Source organism: Hydrogenophaga sp. (assembly GCF_018780075.1).
Lineage (GTDB): Bacteria > Pseudomonadota > Gammaproteobacteria > Burkholderiales > Burkholderiaceae_C > Hydrogenophaga.
On sequence record NZ_JADMKB010000082.1, the window covers coordinates 1 to 16351 of the forward strand.

13 protein-coding genes are annotated in these 16351 nt (G+C 66.8%); 8 read left to right on the forward strand and 5 right to left on the reverse strand.

Features of this window, described 5'->3' with window-relative positions:
- From IV088_RS14405 to IV088_RS14415, 3 genes are all read left to right on the forward strand, one after another.
- A partial coding sequence (locus IV088_RS14405; RefSeq protein ID WP_291103230.1) for an AAA family ATPase occupies nucleotides 1–951 on the forward strand: 951 nt, incomplete at its 5' end.
- 202 nt (nucleotides 952–1153) lie between these two features.
- Nucleotides 1154–3613: a DUF1631 family protein gene (locus tag IV088_RS14410; RefSeq protein ID WP_291103233.1), complete on the forward strand. Its 2460-nt coding sequence runs from the start codon at nucleotides 1154–1156 to the stop codon at nucleotides 3611–3613.
- A 50-nt stretch (nucleotides 3614–3663) separates the two neighbouring features.
- On the forward strand, nucleotides 3664–5088 hold the full coding sequence (locus IV088_RS14415) for a coniferyl aldehyde dehydrogenase (protein ID WP_291103235.1): 1425 nt from the start codon (nucleotides 3664–3666) through the stop codon (nucleotides 5086–5088).
- A gap of 12 nt (nucleotides 5089–5100) precedes the next feature.
- On the opposite strand, the gene IV088_RS14420 is transcribed toward IV088_RS14415, so the two are convergent.
- Nucleotides 5101–5346 carry a hypothetical protein gene (locus IV088_RS14420; protein ID WP_291103238.1) on the reverse strand — a complete coding sequence of 82 codons (246 nt, stop codon included), beginning with the start codon at nucleotides 5344–5346 and terminating at the stop codon, nucleotides 5101–5103.
- A 156-nt stretch (nucleotides 5347–5502) separates the two neighbouring features.
- Here IV088_RS14420 and arsC point away from each other — a divergent pair, with 156 nt between their 5' ends.
- Entirely contained in the window at nucleotides 5503–5871 is a 369-nt protein-coding gene (arsC, locus tag IV088_RS14425; protein WP_291103240.1) for an arsenate reductase (glutaredoxin), read from the forward strand.
- Here arsC and IV088_RS14430 read toward each other — a convergent pair whose 3' ends face one another.
- Entirely contained in the window at nucleotides 5872–6732 is an 861-nt protein-coding gene (locus IV088_RS14430) for a helix-turn-helix transcriptional regulator (RefSeq protein ID WP_291103242.1), read from the reverse strand.
- Nucleotides 6733–6821: 89 nt separating this feature from the next.
- Between IV088_RS14430 and IV088_RS14435 the strand changes: the two genes are divergently transcribed.
- The 4 genes from IV088_RS14435 (at nucleotide 6822) to IV088_RS14450 (ending at nucleotide 11249) form a co-directional block, all read left to right on the forward strand.
- The gene (locus tag IV088_RS14435; RefSeq protein WP_291103245.1) at nucleotides 6822–8045 is read left to right on the forward strand and encodes an MFS transporter; all 1224 of its coding nucleotides are present in this window, start codon (nucleotides 6822–6824) and stop codon (nucleotides 8043–8045) included.
- A gap of 26 nt (nucleotides 8046–8071) precedes the next feature.
- Nucleotides 8072–9766, forward strand: a complete 1695-nt coding sequence (locus IV088_RS14440; RefSeq protein ID WP_291103248.1) for a thiamine pyrophosphate-binding protein — start codon at nucleotides 8072–8074, stop codon at nucleotides 9764–9766.
- A gap of 130 nt (nucleotides 9767–9896) precedes the next feature.
- Nucleotides 9897–10592 (forward strand): LuxR C-terminal-related transcriptional regulator, encoded by a 696-nt coding sequence (locus IV088_RS14445; RefSeq protein WP_291103251.1) that lies wholly within the window; start codon nucleotides 9897–9899, stop codon nucleotides 10590–10592.
- Nucleotides 10593–10598: 6 nt separating this feature from the next.
- Nucleotides 10599–11249: a cyclic nucleotide-binding domain-containing protein gene (locus tag IV088_RS14450; RefSeq protein ID WP_291103253.1), complete on the forward strand. Its 651-nt coding sequence runs from the start codon at nucleotides 10599–10601 to the stop codon at nucleotides 11247–11249.
- 9 nt (nucleotides 11250–11258) lie between these two features.
- Here IV088_RS14450 and IV088_RS14455 read toward each other — a convergent pair whose 3' ends face one another.
- Genes IV088_RS14455 through IV088_RS14465 form a run of 3 tightly spaced genes read right to left on the reverse strand, consistent with a single transcriptional unit; the run spans nucleotide 11259 to nucleotide 16135 of the window.
- Nucleotides 11259–13250 carry a hypothetical protein gene (locus tag IV088_RS14455; protein ID WP_291103254.1) on the reverse strand — a complete coding sequence of 664 codons (1992 nt, stop codon included), beginning with the start codon at nucleotides 13248–13250 and terminating at the stop codon, nucleotides 11259–11261.
- The gene (locus tag IV088_RS14460) at nucleotides 13247–14305 is read right to left on the reverse strand and encodes a phosphatase PAP2 family protein (protein ID WP_291103257.1); all 1059 of its coding nucleotides are present in this window, start codon (nucleotides 14303–14305) and stop codon (nucleotides 13247–13249) included. The genes IV088_RS14455 and IV088_RS14460 overlap by 4 nt, the downstream gene beginning before the upstream one ends.
- Before the next feature lie 27 nt (nucleotides 14306–14332).
- Nucleotides 14333–16135, reverse strand: coding sequence for a hypothetical protein (locus IV088_RS14465; protein ID WP_291103260.1), 1803 nt, complete (start codon nucleotides 16133–16135; stop codon nucleotides 14333–14335).
- Nucleotides 16136–16351: the final 216 nt, after the last annotated feature.

The following is a 16351-nucleotide window of genomic DNA, read 5'->3' on the forward strand; positions in this document are numbered from 1 at the left end:
AAGCTGATGCAGGGCGAGCGCGACAAGCTGCTGGTGATGGAAGACAAGCTGCACACCCGCGTGGTGGGGCAGGACGAAGCGATCAGTGCCGTGGCCAACGCGATCCGGCGCTCGCGCTCGGGCCTCTCCGACCCGAACCGCCCGACCGGTTCCTTCCTGTTCCTGGGCCCGACCGGCGTGGGCAAGACCGAACTGTGCAAGGCGCTGGCCGGCTTCCTGTTCGACAGTGAGGAGCACCTGATCCGCATCGACATGAGCGAGTTCATGGAGAAACACTCCGTGGCCCGCCTGATCGGTGCGCCGCCCGGCTACGTGGGCTACGAGGAGGGCGGTTACCTGACCGAGGCCGTGCGCCGCAAGCCGTATTCCGTGCTGCTGCTTGACGAGGTCGAGAAGGCCCACCCAGACGTGTTCAACGTGTTGCTGCAGGTGCTGGACGACGGTCGCCTGACCGACGGCCAGGGCCGCACCGTGGACTTCAAGAACACCGTGATCGTGATGACGAGCAACATCGGCTCGCACCTGATCCAGGCCATGGTGGGTCAACCCTACGACGACATCAAGGAAGCCGTGTGGGGCGAGCTCAAGGACCATTTCCGGCCCGAGTTCCTCAACCGCATCGACGAGACGGTGGTGTTCCACGCGCTCGACGCGCAACACATCGCGTCCATCGCGGCGATCCAGCTGAAAGCGCTGCAGGCACGCCTGCAGAAGATGGACCTGCGCCTGGAGGTGGCCCCGGCGGCCCTCGAAGAACTGGCCAAGGTCGGCTTCGACCCTGTGTTCGGTGCCCGACCCCTGAAGCGCGCGATCCAGCAGCGCATCGAGAACCCCCTCTCGAAGCTGTTGCTGGAAGGCAAGTACCCGCCCAAGTCGGTGATCCCGGTGGACGTGGACCCGGTTCGCAACCCCGGGGTGTTCGAGTTCAAGCCGGCGCTGGCCGCCGATTGAGGCCTCGGGTCTGGGCACACCGTGGCCTGGGCCCGAGACCCTGCGGTGGCAGCGAGGGGTTTGGTAGAGTGTGCGGTATTCCACAAGTCGATCCGGTGCAGGTCAGCCACTTTCCAAGGCTTGCTGCGGTTCGATTTGCACTGGACGCTGGCGGGAAGTAAGCTGCCAATTTGTCTGAACTTCCGCCCGAACAGACGCTCCGATGAAGCCGCAACATGTGACCCTGCTCGACAAATGCACCCTGGAGGCGGAGCGTTGCGCACCCGAGATGCTGAAGCGTTGCATTGACGCCGCCACGGTCTCGTTGCAGGGCTCGGAAAACGCCAGCGAAGGTGGTCACCAGCGACAGCTGCTGACCCAGGCGGCCTGGAGCCTGGCGCAAAGCCGGGCGGTGCTGATCCGCACCTACCCGCGGCGGTTGCGCGAGGCCTTCAAGGCGCGCGACAGCGAAGGGGGCATCACCCAACTGGCCGGGTTGTCCGACTCTTCCATGCTGCGGCTCGTCGACGATCAGGCCATGACCGAGTCGCTGGAAGCGGTCCGCCTCCTGCAGAACCTGCTGCCCCTGGTGGAGCAATCCCTGCCGGTGCTGGACGCGCGCATGAGCTCCCTGATCGGGCTGGATTCGGTGCGGGTGGAGAAGAACCCGCTCAGGCCCTCGGTGTTCGTTCGCGAGTTGCGTGAGCTCATGGCTGAAATCGAATCCGACGTGGCGGTGCGTTCGCTGTGGCTGAGTCACATCGCCCACCCGCTCGGTCGTGAACTCGGGCAGCTGTACGAACAGATCGCCCTGATGTTGCAGCGAGCCAACGTGCAGGAGGCCAGCTACCGCATCCGGCTCGTGGACGATCCCGAAGCCGGTCGGCAGTCATCGTCTTCCGGCTTCGCGCCCGTGGACACGCCGCACTTCGGTGGGGGCCGAAACGCTGGCGGTGCGGAGGGTGCCGGCGGGCGCGACCTGGACGCGGAGGGCGGCATGAAAGCCCTCGGCCGATCGCAGTCACGCATCGGGAGTTCGGTTTTTCAGGCCTTTCTGAGCGACCCCAAGGCCGCTTCCGGAAGGCCGCTGGATCAGGGCTTTTACGACCAGGTCGACCAGGAGTTGCGCCAGGTCGGTGCCGCCGCGGGGAACCCTGTGCCGGACGACGCGGTCATCCAGCGCGAGCAGGCGCGGTACCGCAACCTGCCCGCGGTGGACCGTCCGGCCCGCGCCGTGTCCGTCGAGTCCCCGCTGCGCGCTGACCGGTGGGGCGAGTATGGCCAGGCGCATGTGCGCAAGCGTGTGTTCCTTGAACTCAAGCAACGTGCGCAGAACGTGTCCCAGGCCCTCGGGCTGGAGCTGGTGCGCAAGCTGGTCAACCAGGTGGCGCACGACCCCCTGTTGCTGGCCCCGGTGCGCGAGGCGGTGGTGGGGCTGGAGCCGGCGTTGTTGCGCCTGGCGCTGGCGCAGCCGCGGTATTTTGGCCAGCCCGACCATCCGGCCCGGAGCCTGGTGGAGCAGGTGGCGCAGCGCAGTTTCCGCTTCAACGACGAGTTCGCGGACGACTTTGCCGCGTTTGCGGAGCCGGTGCGAGAGGCCTTCAATCAGCTCAACGAGCTGCAGACCGACGATGAGCAGCCGTTCGCCGATGCGCTGGAGCGTCTGCGGGAGCGCTGGCTCGAAGGCGACGCGTCGGCGCAAACCGCACGCGATGCCCAGCTGCAAGCCCTGCAGTTTGCCCAGGCGCGCCAGGAACTGGCCGACCAGGTGGCCTGGGAAATCAGCCTGCGCCCCGATGTGTTCAACGTGCCCGAGGCGGTGCTGGACTTTCTGTACGTCACCTGGCCCCTGGTGATCGCCTCGGCCGAGCTGCGCGAACCCGAGGCCGGGCCCGACCCGAAAGGCTACCGCTCTGCGGTGGGCACCCTGTTGTGGAGCGTCCGGCCTGAAATCCTGCGGCAGCCCAAAGAGGTGTTCGAGGCCCTGCCGGGGCTGCTGCGCACGCTGCACTCGGGGTTGGACATGCTCGGCAAACCGGCCGAAGAAACGCAGAGTTTCTTCGACGCCCTCATCCGGCTGCACAAACCGCTGCTCAACCTGCGGCGCGCGCGCGCCCGAAGCGACACCGTGCAATCGGGGCTGACGCCACTCGACGTCCTGGAAGAGGATGCCACGCCGGTGAAGCGTGTGGCGGGCAAAGGCATGCGCCCCGAGGCGGCGCAGCAGCCCTGGCTCACGCCGCAGGAGTTGGCCAGTGCGGGTTTTGAAGACACGCTGCAAGACACCCACGACGACCGCTCGCCGGAGGCGCCAGCGGCGCCCGTTCCCGACGCCATGGCCGAAGGGGCCACGGCAGAAGCCGCTCTTCAGGGGGCCGAGGCACCCGCCACCGGGCTGATCGCCCAATTGAGTGTCGGCAGCCTGGTGGATCTGTACTCCCGGGGCGAGTGGATCCGGGCCGAACTGGTCTGGGTCAGCCGCCGCGCCACCTTGTTCATGTTCACCAGCCATGGCGGACGCGCCCATTCCATGACCCTGCGCAGTTGCGAAAAGCTGGTGGGCAAGCGCTGGATGCGACTGGTCGAAACGCGCGCGGTGGTGGGCGAGGCCATGAACGTCCTGCTGAAAGCCCCCCCGGAGGCGGGCCACGGGGTTCGCCACGCGGAAGCGACGCTGCACTGAGCGGAAGAGCGGTACTTTCGTCGGGCGCAGCGTTTCAATATGATGGAACGATGACCCTGGCACCCCCCGACATTCCCCTGCGGATCCTTTTCGACGCCCAGTTTCAGGCGAGCCGCGCGCAGATCGAGGTGCCGATCGCCCTGCGCCGCGATCGGCTTCGCCGCATGAGGGCCTTGATCGACGAGCACGGCCCCGCGCTGGCCGAGGCGGTGCAGGCCGACTTTGGGGTTCGATCCCCGCGGCTCACCGAGGTGGCCGACTTCTTCGTGCTGCGCGCTCTGCTGGGCGATTTGGAGAAACACCTGGCGGCGTGGATGAAACCCCGGCGCGTGCGCACCCCGCTTTACCTGCAACCGGCCAGCGCTCACATCCAGCGCCAGCCGCTGGGCGTGGTCGGGGTCATCGGCCCGTGGAACTACCCGCTGCAACTCACGCTGGGCCCCGCCGCCACCGCACTGGCCGCGGGCAACCACGTGATGATCAAGCCCAGCGAACTCACGCCCCACACCTCGGCCCTGCTGGCCACCGTGTTGCACCAGGCCTACGCGGCCGACGAGTTGTGTGTGGTGCAGGGCGGGGCGGACGTGGCGCACGAGTTCGCCAGTCTGCCGTTCGACCACCTGTTCTTCACCGGCTCGACCGCCGTGGGCCGCAAGGTGGCCGCCGCCGCCGCCGCCAACCTCACGCCGACCACACTGGAACTGGGTGGCAAGTCGCCCTGCATCATCGACGCCTCGTGCGACATCACCAGCGCCGCCCTCAAGATCGCGCACGGCAAACTGCTCAACGCCGGTCAGACCTGCATCGCGCCCGACTACGTGCTGCTGCCGCGCGGCCGCGAGGCCGAGTTCGAACAGGCCTTTGCCACGGCCGTGGCGCGGCTGTTTCCCACCCTGGCCGGCAACCCCGACTACGCCAGCATCGTCAGCGACCGACACCATGCGCGCCTTCAAGCGTTGCTGTCTGAGGCGCAGGCGCAGGGTGCCCGGGTGGTGGACATCCAGACAGGCGCCTCCCAGTCAGTGGCCAGCGGCCGGCAGATGAACCCGGCCCTGGTGTTCAACGCCCAGCCCGGGCAGCGCCTGATGACCGAAGAAATTTTTGGGCCTATCCTGCCCGTGCTGCCCTACGACCGCCTGGACGACGCCATCGCCTCGATCAACGCCGGGCCCCGCCCGCTGGCGCTGTACTGGTTCGGCAGCGACACCGCCGCGCGCGACCACGTGCTGCAGCACACGGTGAGCGGCGGCGTGACGGTCAACGACACGCTGCTGCACATTGCCCACGAGAACCTGCCCTTTGGCGGCGTGGGCGAAAGTGGCTGGGGCGCGTACCACGGCGAGACTGGCTTCCTTCGCTTCACGCAGCAAAAGCCGGTGTTGGTGCAGTCGCGGTTCGCGATGGGCAGCCTGTTTTACCCCCCCTACGGCCAGCGCTTCGACCAGGTGATGGGCTTGCTCAAGCGCTGGCTTTGAGCGGCTGCGCCTTCAGCTGTTGAGGGTCGGGTCCACGTCGCTGTACATCACAAGCGGAATCGGTTGCAGGTAGCCCTGCTGTTGCAGTCCGTGGGCCAGTTCGGACACATCGCCCCCCAGCAACATGGAAAGCTCCCTTTCGCTGCGGCGCCCGTTGGCCATCAGCAGCAGGCTGTGGGCCTGCCGCCCGATCTGGCCCGGACGCGCGAGCGCATCCCAGGCTTTGGGTGTTTTGGCGAACCGTTCGATGCTGATCATGTGAATGCCCCTGAGCGTGTGACGTCTGATCAGCAAGATACGGGCCGCTTGTGACGGGGCTGTGACGGCTCCTCTGTGCCCGATGGGCGGGCACGTTGCACCGCGAGCAGGCGCTATGCTCTCGCCCGCGTCCTCCTTGGCACCACCATGAAGCCCATGCATCCCGACATCACCATCTTCCACAACCCGTCTTGCAGCACCTCTCGCCACGTGCTGACCCTGATCCGCGAGGCGGGTTTTGAGCCGCAGGTGGTCGAGTACCTCAAGACCCCCTACACCCGCGAGCAACTCGCTGGCCTGCTCCAGGCACTGGGCCTGCGGCCGCGCGATGTGATCCGTCGCAAAGGCGATCTGTACACCGAGCTGGACCTGGCCCGCAACGACTGGACCGACGGGCAATTGCTCGACCTCATGGTGAGTCACCCGGCGCTGGTGGAGCGGCCCATCGTCGTCACGCCGTTGGGCACGCGCCTGTGCCGGCCCACGGAGCGTGTGTTGGAGGTGCTGCCCGCCCGTGCAGCCTGATCAGGTCACGCGGGCATCGGTCCGCGGCCCGAAGCGTGTCGGCGGCTGGCCCAGCGCGGCCCGGAACATGGCGGTGAAGGCGCTGTCGCTTGCGTAGCCGCTGGCCGCGGCCACCTGGCTGACGGGCGTGCCACGCGCCAGCATCGGCAAGGCGTGGGCCAGCACCACCTGCTGGCGCCAGCGCTGGAAGCCCATGCCCAGTTCGTCCCGGAACAGCCGGGCAAGCGTGCGTTCGCTCGCACCACTGTGCGCCGCCCAGGCGGCCAGCGTGGCATGTTGCGCGGGCGCGTTCATCACGGCCTCGCACAGCGCGCGCAGCCGGCGGTCGCCGTGTTGCGGGTCGGGCATGGGCACCCCCAGCGGCTGCGTGGGCGCGTGCGCCATTTCGGCCAGCACCAGCGTGGCCAGCGCCTGCTGCTGGGCGGTTTGCTGGGCGTGGTGCGGCTGGTCCATGCCACGCACCAGTTCGCGCAGCAGCGGCGAGACCACCAGCACCCGCGAGCGGCGCCAGGCATCGTGCACCACCGACGCGTCGATGTAGAGCGTGAGCAACTGAGAGGCTTCGAGCATGGTGACCGCGTGCCGAGCGCCGGGAGGGATCCACACCGCACGCGACGGCGGCACGATGGTGGTGGTCTCAAAAGCAGGCGTGCTGGTGGTCGGGTCTCCTGGCGTGGACACCGTGACCTGCAGCAGGCCGCTGGCACAACAGGCGAGTTGACCCCAGGGATGGTGGTGGGGCTCGAACTGGGTGTCGTGCCCCATGGCGCGCGCCCGACAACGCACCGGCCGCGCGGGGGTGGGCTCGAAGGGGTCGGTGTCCCCGAGCGGGACGGCCTTTATCGGGCGACGGGCTTTCATGGGCGGGGCAGGGTGATTTGGCGGGAAATCGACAGGACTTGTCTTTTTATCGCAAACGGCCGTTCCCTGCTCACCCTAACATGGGTCGCATGAACACCGCCACCCTCAGCGCCGCCGCCGCCGCCCCCGCCAACCCCATACCGCTCCAGCAGGACGCCGCCGTCATCGGCCTGGTGGGGCTGGCCCACGGCACCTCGCACTTCTCGCACCTGTTGCTGGCACCCTTGTTCCCGGTGTTCATGCGCGACTTCGGGTTGAGTTACTCCGATGTCGGCCTGCTCATGACCCTCTTTTTCGTGATCTCGGGCTCGGGCCAGGCCGTGGCGGGTTTCGTGGTGGACCGCATCGGCGCGCGGCCGGTGCTGTTTGCCGCCATCACCTGCTTCCTGCTCGCGGCATTGGCCGCGTCCATGGCCACGGGCTACATGGGCCTGGTGCTGGTGGCGGCGCTGGCCGGTCTGGGCAATGCGCCCTTCCACCCGGCGGACTTCACCATCCTGAACCAGCGCGTGTCGGCGCCGCGCCTGGGCCACGCCTTCAGCGCGCACGGTCTCACCGGCAATCTGGGCTGGGCGCTGGCGCCGGCGTTTCTGGTCGGCATCACCGCGCTCGCTGACTGGCGCACCGCGTACCACGCAGCGGCGCTGCTGTATGTGGCCGTGCTGGCCCTGCTGTTCTGGCAGCGCGACAAGCTGCGCACCGAAGTGCATGTGCGCCACGCCGACGCGCCCAAGGGCTCGGACCTTGCCTTCATGAAACTGCCCGTGGTGTGGTGGTGTTTCTCGTTCTTCCTGCTGTCCACCATGACGCTGGCCGTGGTGCAGAGCTTCGCGCCCTCCATTCTGAAAAACCTCTACGGCGTGAGCGTGGAAGCGGCCACCTTCACCATCAGCGCCTACATGCTGTGCGGCGCCTTCGGCATGCTGGTCGGCGGCTTCGTGGCGGCCTACACCAAACAAAGCGATCGTGTGGTGGCGGCGGCCATGCTGGCCGGCGCGGTGCTGCTGCTGGTCTGCGCCACCGGCTGGCTGGGCGCCACCGGCACGATGGTGGCACTCGCCGCCACCGGCTTTGCCGTCGGCGTGGGTGGCCCCAGCCGCGACATGATGATCAAGAAAGCCACGCCCAAGGGCGCGACCGGCCGTGTTTACGGCACGGTGTACTCCGGCCTGGACGTGGGCTTCGCCGTGTCGCCCATGATCTTCGGCGGCTTCATGGACCGAGGCTGGTACGCGCTCACGCTGACCGGCGCGGCCGTCGCACTGTTCGTCTCGGTGTACGCCGCCATCGGTGTCGGCCGCCGCACAAACTGAACGCTGGCGCGCGGCACAATGCCGGCATGACCTCTCCCATCGCTGGCCACCTGCTTGTTGAATGCCTGATCGCCCAGGGCGTGACCCACGCCTTCGGGGTCCCAGGTGAAAGTTACCTCGCCGTGCTCGACGGCTTTCATGCCCACGCCGACCGCATCCGGTTCGTGACGAACCGGCAAGAGGGTGGGGCGGCCTTCATGGCCGAAGCGCAGGGCAAGCTGACCGGCCGCCCCGGCATCTGTTTCGTGACCCGGGGGCCGGGCGCGACCAACGCCTCCATCGGCCTGCACACCGCCTTCCAGGACTCCACGCCCATGGTGCTTTTTGTGGGCGACGTGGCCAGCGACGCGCGCGACCGCGAAGCCTTCCAGGAAGTGGATTACCTGAGCTTCTTTGGCCCCACGACCAAGGGCATGGCCAAGCGCGTGGAACGCATCGACGATGCGCGCCGCATTCCGGAGTACGTCGCCCGTGCCTTCGCCACCGCCATGAACGGCAGGCCGGGCCCGGTGGTGCTGGTGTTGCCCGAAGACATGCTCACGCAGACGGTGGACGCCGAGCCGCTGCCGCGTGTGGAGCCGGTGCAGGCCTGGAGCGACCCGGGCGCGTTGCGCACGCTGCGCGAACTGTTGCTTCAGGCCCAGCGCCCGCTGGTGATCGCTGGCGGTGGCGGCTGGACGCCACAGTCGGCCGCCGCCTTGCAGCGTTTCGCTGAAAACTGGCAACTGCCCGTGGCCAACGCCTTCCGTTTCCAGGACTGTTTCGACAACCACCATCCCCACTACGCGGGCGACATCGGCCTCGGCATCAATCCGGCCCTGGCCGCGCGCGTGCGCGAGAGCGACCTGCTGATCGCCATCGGTCCGCGCTTGGGTGAGGCCACGACCGGCGGCTACACGCTGATCGAAGCGCCGGTGCCAAAACAGAAGCTGGTGCACATCCACGCCAGCGCCGAAGAGTTGAACCGCGTCTACCAGGCCACGCTGGCGATCCACGCCACCATGAACGCGGCGGCGCGCAGTCTGGAGGTGTTGACGGCGCCTCCCGGTGTCGCCTGGGGCCAGTGGACCCAGGCCTGCCACGCCGACTACGAGGCCAACGTGGACGTGGCCAACGGTGGCATCGTGCTGCCCGGCAGCATCGACATGCCGGCCATCATCCACAGCCTGCAGCGTCACCTGCCGGCCGATGCGGTGCTCACCAACGGCGCGGGCAATTTCGCCAGCTGGCTGCACCGCTTCTTTCGGTATACCGGGCTGGTCAAGGGCCACAAGACCCAGCTCGCGCCCACCAACGGCGCCATGGGTTACGGTGTGCCGGCCGGCATTGCGGCGGCCATCCTCACCGGGCGCACCGCCTTCACCATCGCGGGTGACGGCGATTTCCTCATGAATGGTCAGGAACTCGCCACCGCCGTGCAGCACGGCGCGAAAAGCATCGTGCTGCTGCTCAACAACGGCACCTACGGCACCATCCGCATGCACCAGGAACGCGAATACCCGGCCCACGTGAGCGGGTCGGACCTGCGCAACCCCGACTTCTGCGCGCTGGCCCGGGCCTACGGCTACGCGGCCGAGCGCATCACCCACACCTCCGAATTTGAACCCGCCTTGCTGCGAGCGCTCGCGGCGCCCAACGGCACGGTGATCGAGGTGACGCTCGATCCCGAGGTCATCACGACGCGTGGCACGCTGTCTGCGATCCGGAACAAATCGCGCTGACAGGGTCCGAATTGTTGGTTTTTGGCAACGCGGCATGTGAATACATCACAGACCGTCGGGCAATGGCTCACGGGTTGTAACAGGGTCTTGTCCCTAAGCTTTCCTCATCCCAAACACAGAGGAAAGCACCATGCAAGCCACCATCCAACGCAGCGCCAGTGACCTCTTTTTTCACGCGGAACCACCGTCTCGCAATGAGGGCTTCGGACAGGCCTTGTTGTTGCGTGTGCTGGACGAAGTGGACTACGGCTTGCTGGTGATCGACGCCCAGGGCCGCATCCGCCACGCGAACCACCTCGCCCGGCACGAGATGGCCACGGGTCGGCTCATCATGACCCATGCCCGCGCTTTGCTGGGGCGCAGCACCGATCTGACGGCCAAGATCCAGGTGGCCCTGGAGCAGGCCCTGCGGGGTCAGCGGCGGCTGGTGCTGCTCAAGCAAGGCGAACAAGAGCTGTCCATGGCGTTCGTTCCCTTGAGCCACCCGCTGGAGTTCGATGCACCGTCGGTGCTGGTGCTGCTCTCGCGTCAGAACGCTTGCGAGAACCTCGCGCTTCGCATGTACGCGAGAGCCCAGAACCTGAGCCCCAGCGAAGAGTCGGTGCTCATCGCCTTGTGCCGCGGCCTGACCATTCCCGACATCGCGCGCGAACATGGCGTGGCCCAATCCACCGTGCGCAGCCAGATCAAGGCGCTGCGCGAAAAGACCGGTTGCAGCAGCATCCGCAACATGATGCAGCGCGTGCACAGCCTGCCGCCTGTGGTGCCCGCCTTGCGCGTGATCTCACCGATGCTTCACAATGCCATGGATTTTGCACAACCATGAGCCTGGATGCCCGCCGCCCCGTTCCTTCCTGCCAATGACGCGCCATCACCTCACATCAAGGCTCTGGCAGCACTGGGCGTGCAGCGGCGCTACCGCAGCGGAGCGCTGCTGATCCAGGAGGGTGAGTCCGGCGACACGATCTACATCGTCCTGCAAGGCCGTCTGCGCGCTTTTCTCGGGGATGGCAACGGCAAGGAGCTGACCCTGGGCTTCTACGGTCCGCTGGAGTATGTGGGTGAGATGTCGCTCGATGGTGGCCCGCGATCGGCCAACGTCGAGGCGGTCGACGCAACGACCTGTTCCGTGATCTCCCGGGCGGTGCTGCTGAACTACATCGCACAGCACCCCGAGTTCGCGCTGGAACTCATGGCCCGGCTGATCCGCCGGGCGCGGCTGGCGACCCAGAGCGCCGGCAACGTGGCCCTCATCGATGTCTATGGTCGCCTGGCGCGCCTTCTCAACCAGCTGGCCCAGGAACCCGAAGCCTCCGGCGAGCGCCGCCTCGGCGAGCGGCTGACCCATCAGGAACTGGCGCAGCACCTGGCGTGCTCGCGCGAAATGGTGTCCCGCCTGCTCAAGGACCTGGAAACCGGCGGCTACATCGCCGTGCGCGAGCGCTGGATCTGGCTGCTCAAGGCCTTGCCGGCGCGCTGGTGACTTTCTGAATCAGAGGCGCTTCCTGGCGATCTGTGGCGAGGCGCAGCTGGTGCCGTACATCCGCACGGAGGAGCCGCTTCGGCTTCCTGCACCCAGCACCCCCCAGAGTGCCGTGCTTTCGTCGCTGACAGCCAACCGATCGGGGACCTTCTTGACGCCATACCGCTGGGGCAGGCGGGTCGCATCCGGATCAGGCAGTCTGGGGCTGTAGCGTGCGGCCGGGTCGAACGCGCTGGAGGCGAAGCGGACGCCGCCGACCGAGTCCGTGTGTTGTCCGGTCCCGATGCTGTTGAACACGCCGCTGCGCCGGATCGGCGTCGGGTTGTCCGGATGGTCGATGAAGCTGTCAATGTTCCCGCTGGTGTCGTAGCAAAGGTCCAGCATGGAGGACTGGCGGGCACCGGTGTGGGTGCCTTGTGCCACATCGTCCCGTTCCACGTAGGCATCCAGCACGACGGGGTTGAACCCGCCGTTGCGGACCTTCACCCGCCAGACGCCAGCCGGCGACAGCCGGTCTTCGGGGTGGTGCGAGGCCGTCGGGCACAGAGCGAGCAGGGCGCAGGTGCCGTGCCGCCCCAGCGCGGTTTTTCTCGGAAACACCAGTGCCAACTGAGGCGCCGCGGACGAGGGCCAGCAACCCGCATGGCCGACCGTCATCGGCCCGAGCACCTGCCCCCCCGGCAGGGTGACCTCGATGCTGATGTCCTGCAGCGCTTCCTCGGGCAGGTCGGGGTCGCCCAGCCACAACTCGAGAAAGCTCTGGGTCCGGTCGTCGGGCTGGATGTGCCAGTGCAGTTCGGCGGGATCACCCCCCGGCTGCAGTGTCTGGTTCACATGGGTGCGGTCCTGGTATCCGTTGCCCGCCGGAATGAAGACCTGCAGCTGCTCGGGCATGCACAGGTTGATCAGATGGTCGATGGCCGCTTCCAGCACCGAAGTGCCGTCGTGAGGGCCGGCCAGCGTGCCCCAGCTGATGTTGACCACCAGCCTCGCGTCGGCGGTCACCCGGTTCAGGATGTACATCAGTGCGTCCAGCACACTGACATTCATCGCTCCACCCGAGGTGTCGATGACGTTGGACCAGTCCAGCTGCACCGCGATCAGGGGCGCGCGGCTGGCCTCGTCGTCGGCCGGTGTCATGTCCGGCGTGTGCGCAGCGCTGCTCATGCGGGCGGTGGCCAGCCAGGGGCCGGCGGCCAGGCTCGCCACCACCGTCCCATGGTTGACCGGGTGCTTCAGGTCCCAGCACTGCAGGTAGTCGTACAGGTCGTCCTCGTCGACCGAGCCGTTCAGCGTGAACCGGTCCATGGCGGCGCGGATGTCGGCGGCCGTCAGTTCATGGCCGTAGCCCATCACCGGCGGCGTCGGGCCGGCGCGTCGAGGGTCCAGGCGGCTGCGCAGGCGGCGGCCCAGGCCCGGTCCGTGCGGACCGTCGAATTCGTCCTGGCGCCAGAAGTGGCGCACCCGCGGCTGTCCATCGGGCTTCAGGAAAGCGGTGTTGGCCATCGCCAGGCCACCATCGATGATGCCGATCACCTTGCCTCCCACGCGCTCCGGACAAGCTGGGGCGGCGTCACCGGGCAACGCCGGGTCTGTCAGTGGCCCGGTGTGCTCCTCCACGGGCAGGCCGAGCTCGAAGCGCCGGACGATGCCGGCCAAGTCCGAGCGCTTTCGCATCTCCTTGAAAAAGCCCTTTCGCGCGCGTGCCGTGCAGAAGCGAAGCCCTGGCAGCAGCAGGTAGGCCTTGGGCACCTGCAACCACTTCACATCAGAAGCCTGCAGCAGGTCCTGAATGCCGAAACCTGGGTGGAGTTCGATGATGATCGGCAGCCAATTTGGCTTGGCTGCCAGGCCTTCGCCCAGTCGGTAACCTTCAAAGCGGTCGGCTTCCGCCCACGCGAGGTAGGGGTCGGCGCCCTCGATGCTGCCCGGCAAGGACCAGTCCGTGCCCGTGACCTCGCCTTTGGGCAGCGGCAGCCAGGGCTGGGCAACACCGCTCATGACCACTCCTTCAGGGCCTCCTGCCACAGCCAGCCCAGGGTGTCTGCCTGGGGCAGCGGGATCGCCGGGCCGCCCACGCTGTAGGCGCCCGCGTCCATGGGGTCGCTGAGCTTGAAGTCCTTGGGGGCGCCATCCGCCTCGACGAACTTGTCGCTGTCGAAGCCACGCAGCCGGACGTTGCCGCTGGTGGCACGGGCCACAAAGAACTCGCCAAGGCTGGTGCCCAGCAGGCGACCGACCGCGCTGTCCACCGGATAGTGGACGCCGGCCACCGTGCGGTTGACCGCGATGCGCGCGGCCAGACGCTGCAGTTGCGTGCGGCTGTGCTGGCCGTCGTTCTTGCCCGGCCGCGCCTGGTCCATGAACGTTTCCAGCAAGGTGGCCACCGCGAACGCTTCGGTAGAGTGGCCACTGGGCCAACTGCCGTGTCCCGGCGTGGGGATCATGGGCTGGATCTGTGGCGACAGCTCCACCGGCCGCAGGGTCGCAAAGATGTGTTTGAGCCGCATCTCGACATGCACGCACAGGCCCAGCGCGATCTCGATCAGCTGCAGCGTTTTCTTGTGTCGGTGGGCCGTCAGACCCAGCACGGCCGACCAGTAACCGACCGGCGCGGTCAGCTGGTCCAGCACCTCGGCGGCCCTGTCTCCGCGCAGATCCGCATAGGCCGCGACCAGATCCAGTTGCTGCTTGAGCAGGTTCTTTGACGGGCCTTGCAGTTGCACCAGCGTACGGTTCTTGATCGTGGTCGCGCCGAGGTTGGCGAACTTCAAGTCGGCCTGTTTGGTGCTCGCCGAGGCGGTAACGGAAAGACCTTCGACCAGTTCTTCAAAGCAGGTGGTCATCCGCGGACCGTCGGCCCAGAGGCGCAGGTTCTGGTCTTGGTTGAACCCAGGCGTGGCGGGATGGAGCACCGCGCCGTCGAACGGGCCTGCGATGGCGGCGCGACTGGTATCTATGGCTTGAGCAACGCCGGAGCCATATCCGCCGCTATACCCACCGCTATACCCACCGCTGTACCCACCGCTGTACCCACCGCTGTACCCACCGCTCATGGAGCCTCCTGTTTTCAGTGTTGAAGATCAGTATTCCGGCAGGCCCAAAGCCTTGAGGACCCGTGCGCCGTGTTGTCTTGTTTGGCTCTGGTTGCCGGAGGCAAGGTACCGGTTGACCGTCAAGTCGGGCTGCAACTGACAGAGCAACTCCAGGGTCCGTCTTGCATCATCACGGAGTCCGGCTTCGTATTGGCTGAACACGAGAACCCTCACCGTGGGGGCGTGGTACCGGTTTTTGCTCAGCGAGCTTTTGCACAGTTCAATGGCCGCCGCGTAGTTGCCCATGGCCAAATGGCTGTTGGCAAGCATCATCTCGAAGTAATACCGCTGCGGGTCCAGCGGTGATAGAGCGAGTGCGTCCTGCGCGGCCTGCAACGAGTCTGCGGGCCTTCCCCACAACTGTGACCACACGCTGCTGTACAGCCTTGCCATCGGGTCGTTGGGGTTTGAATGGGTGGCCTCGTTGAGCAACCTGTTCGATTCCTCGACATCTTTGCCCAGGTGGCACATGGCGTGTCCTTTGACCGAAAGCGCCAGGGCGCTGTCCGGCGCCATGTCCAGCGCGCGGTCCGAGATGTCGATCGCCCTTTGGAATGATTCTTGGGGGTTCGGAGCGATGCCCTGCACCACCTGCATGATGTGCCACTTGGCCAACCACGCCCAGGGTGCGACCGAGCGCTTGTGGCGGTCCACCAGGGCCTCCAGCAGCTGCTGGCTGCGCTCGAGATCGCGGCGGGTGGAGCGGTGCATCAGGTTGATCGCGCCCAGCATCAGGGCGCTGCTGTCCAGCCGGGGCAGGGCCTGGGTCAGGGTGCGTTGCACCTCCGAGTGCAACAGCTGGTCGGCGCAGGTCGACGCCAGGGCGTTGATCAGTTCGCTCTCCTGCTGGACCACGTCCATCACGTCGCCGGTCAGCCGGTCGGCCCAGATCACTTCGTTGCTTCGCGAGTTGCACAACTCTGCGGTCACCAGCACGCGGTCACCCATCGCGACGTAGCTGCCCGACAGCACGAAGTGGGCGTCGAGTTGCTGGCTGGCGGTCTGGTTTGCGTCTTCCCGCCCTCTGAGCACCGAGGTCGACAGCCGTGAAATGACGCGCAGGTGCTGGCTGCGCGACAGCTGCACGATGACACCATCGGCCAGCAACTCGCCAATGACGAAGTGTTCGGCGACATTGCCCCGCGAGACGAATGGCAGGACAGCGATGGTGGCCCTGAAGTCGTCGGGTCTGGCCAGGGCAGCGGGTTTGAGGAACAGGCCCGTTCCGGAAGGGGGCGACAGCGTCCAGGTTCGCACTGGTTCTGGCCAGTGCTTGAGATAACACTCGCCCATGTCCGCCATGTCGCCATCGACGCCATCGACCAGTGCGTCGTGCACGTTCGCGGTGATGACTGTTTCGCCCGGGCCCGCAAGACCGGCCACGCGGGCCGCCAGATTGACCCCGTGGCCGAACACGTCGTGGTCGTCGACGTACAGGTGTGTGGCGTTCAGACCTGCCCGCAGCCACAGCTTGCTGTCGTCGTCTCGCCTGCGGTTGTATTCGTCGAAGAACCGATGCAGCCTGAGCGTGGCTTTGGCTGCCGGGGCGACCTCGTCGAATTCGACCAGGATGCCGTCGCCCAGGCTCTTGACCAGGCGTCCGCCGTGGCGGGGCAGCACCTCGTCGCGGGCGTGCTGAAGAAAGCTGTGCCAGTGGAACACCACGGACGCCTCGTTCGATGCCATCAGCCTCACGGATTCCACCAGGTCCATCACCAGCACCACCTTGTTCTGCATCAGCGGCAGTGGCGGCACCTCTGGGGACGGTACCGTGTTGCCTTGGGAGAGCATGGTGCTTGGGGGCGGCTGGCTTGTCATACCTCGGATGGGGGAAGTGCTGTTTCAGTTTCTCACATCTGAAAGGACCGGGTGCAAACAGCATGGGCAAAAAAAAGAGCCGGCAAGGCCGGCTCTCCGCACACGAGGAGCACAGGGTGCCCCTTCGCGTCGACGATCACTTCAGGTGTTCGTTGATCATCTTGGTCATTTCGAACATCGAAGCCTGGG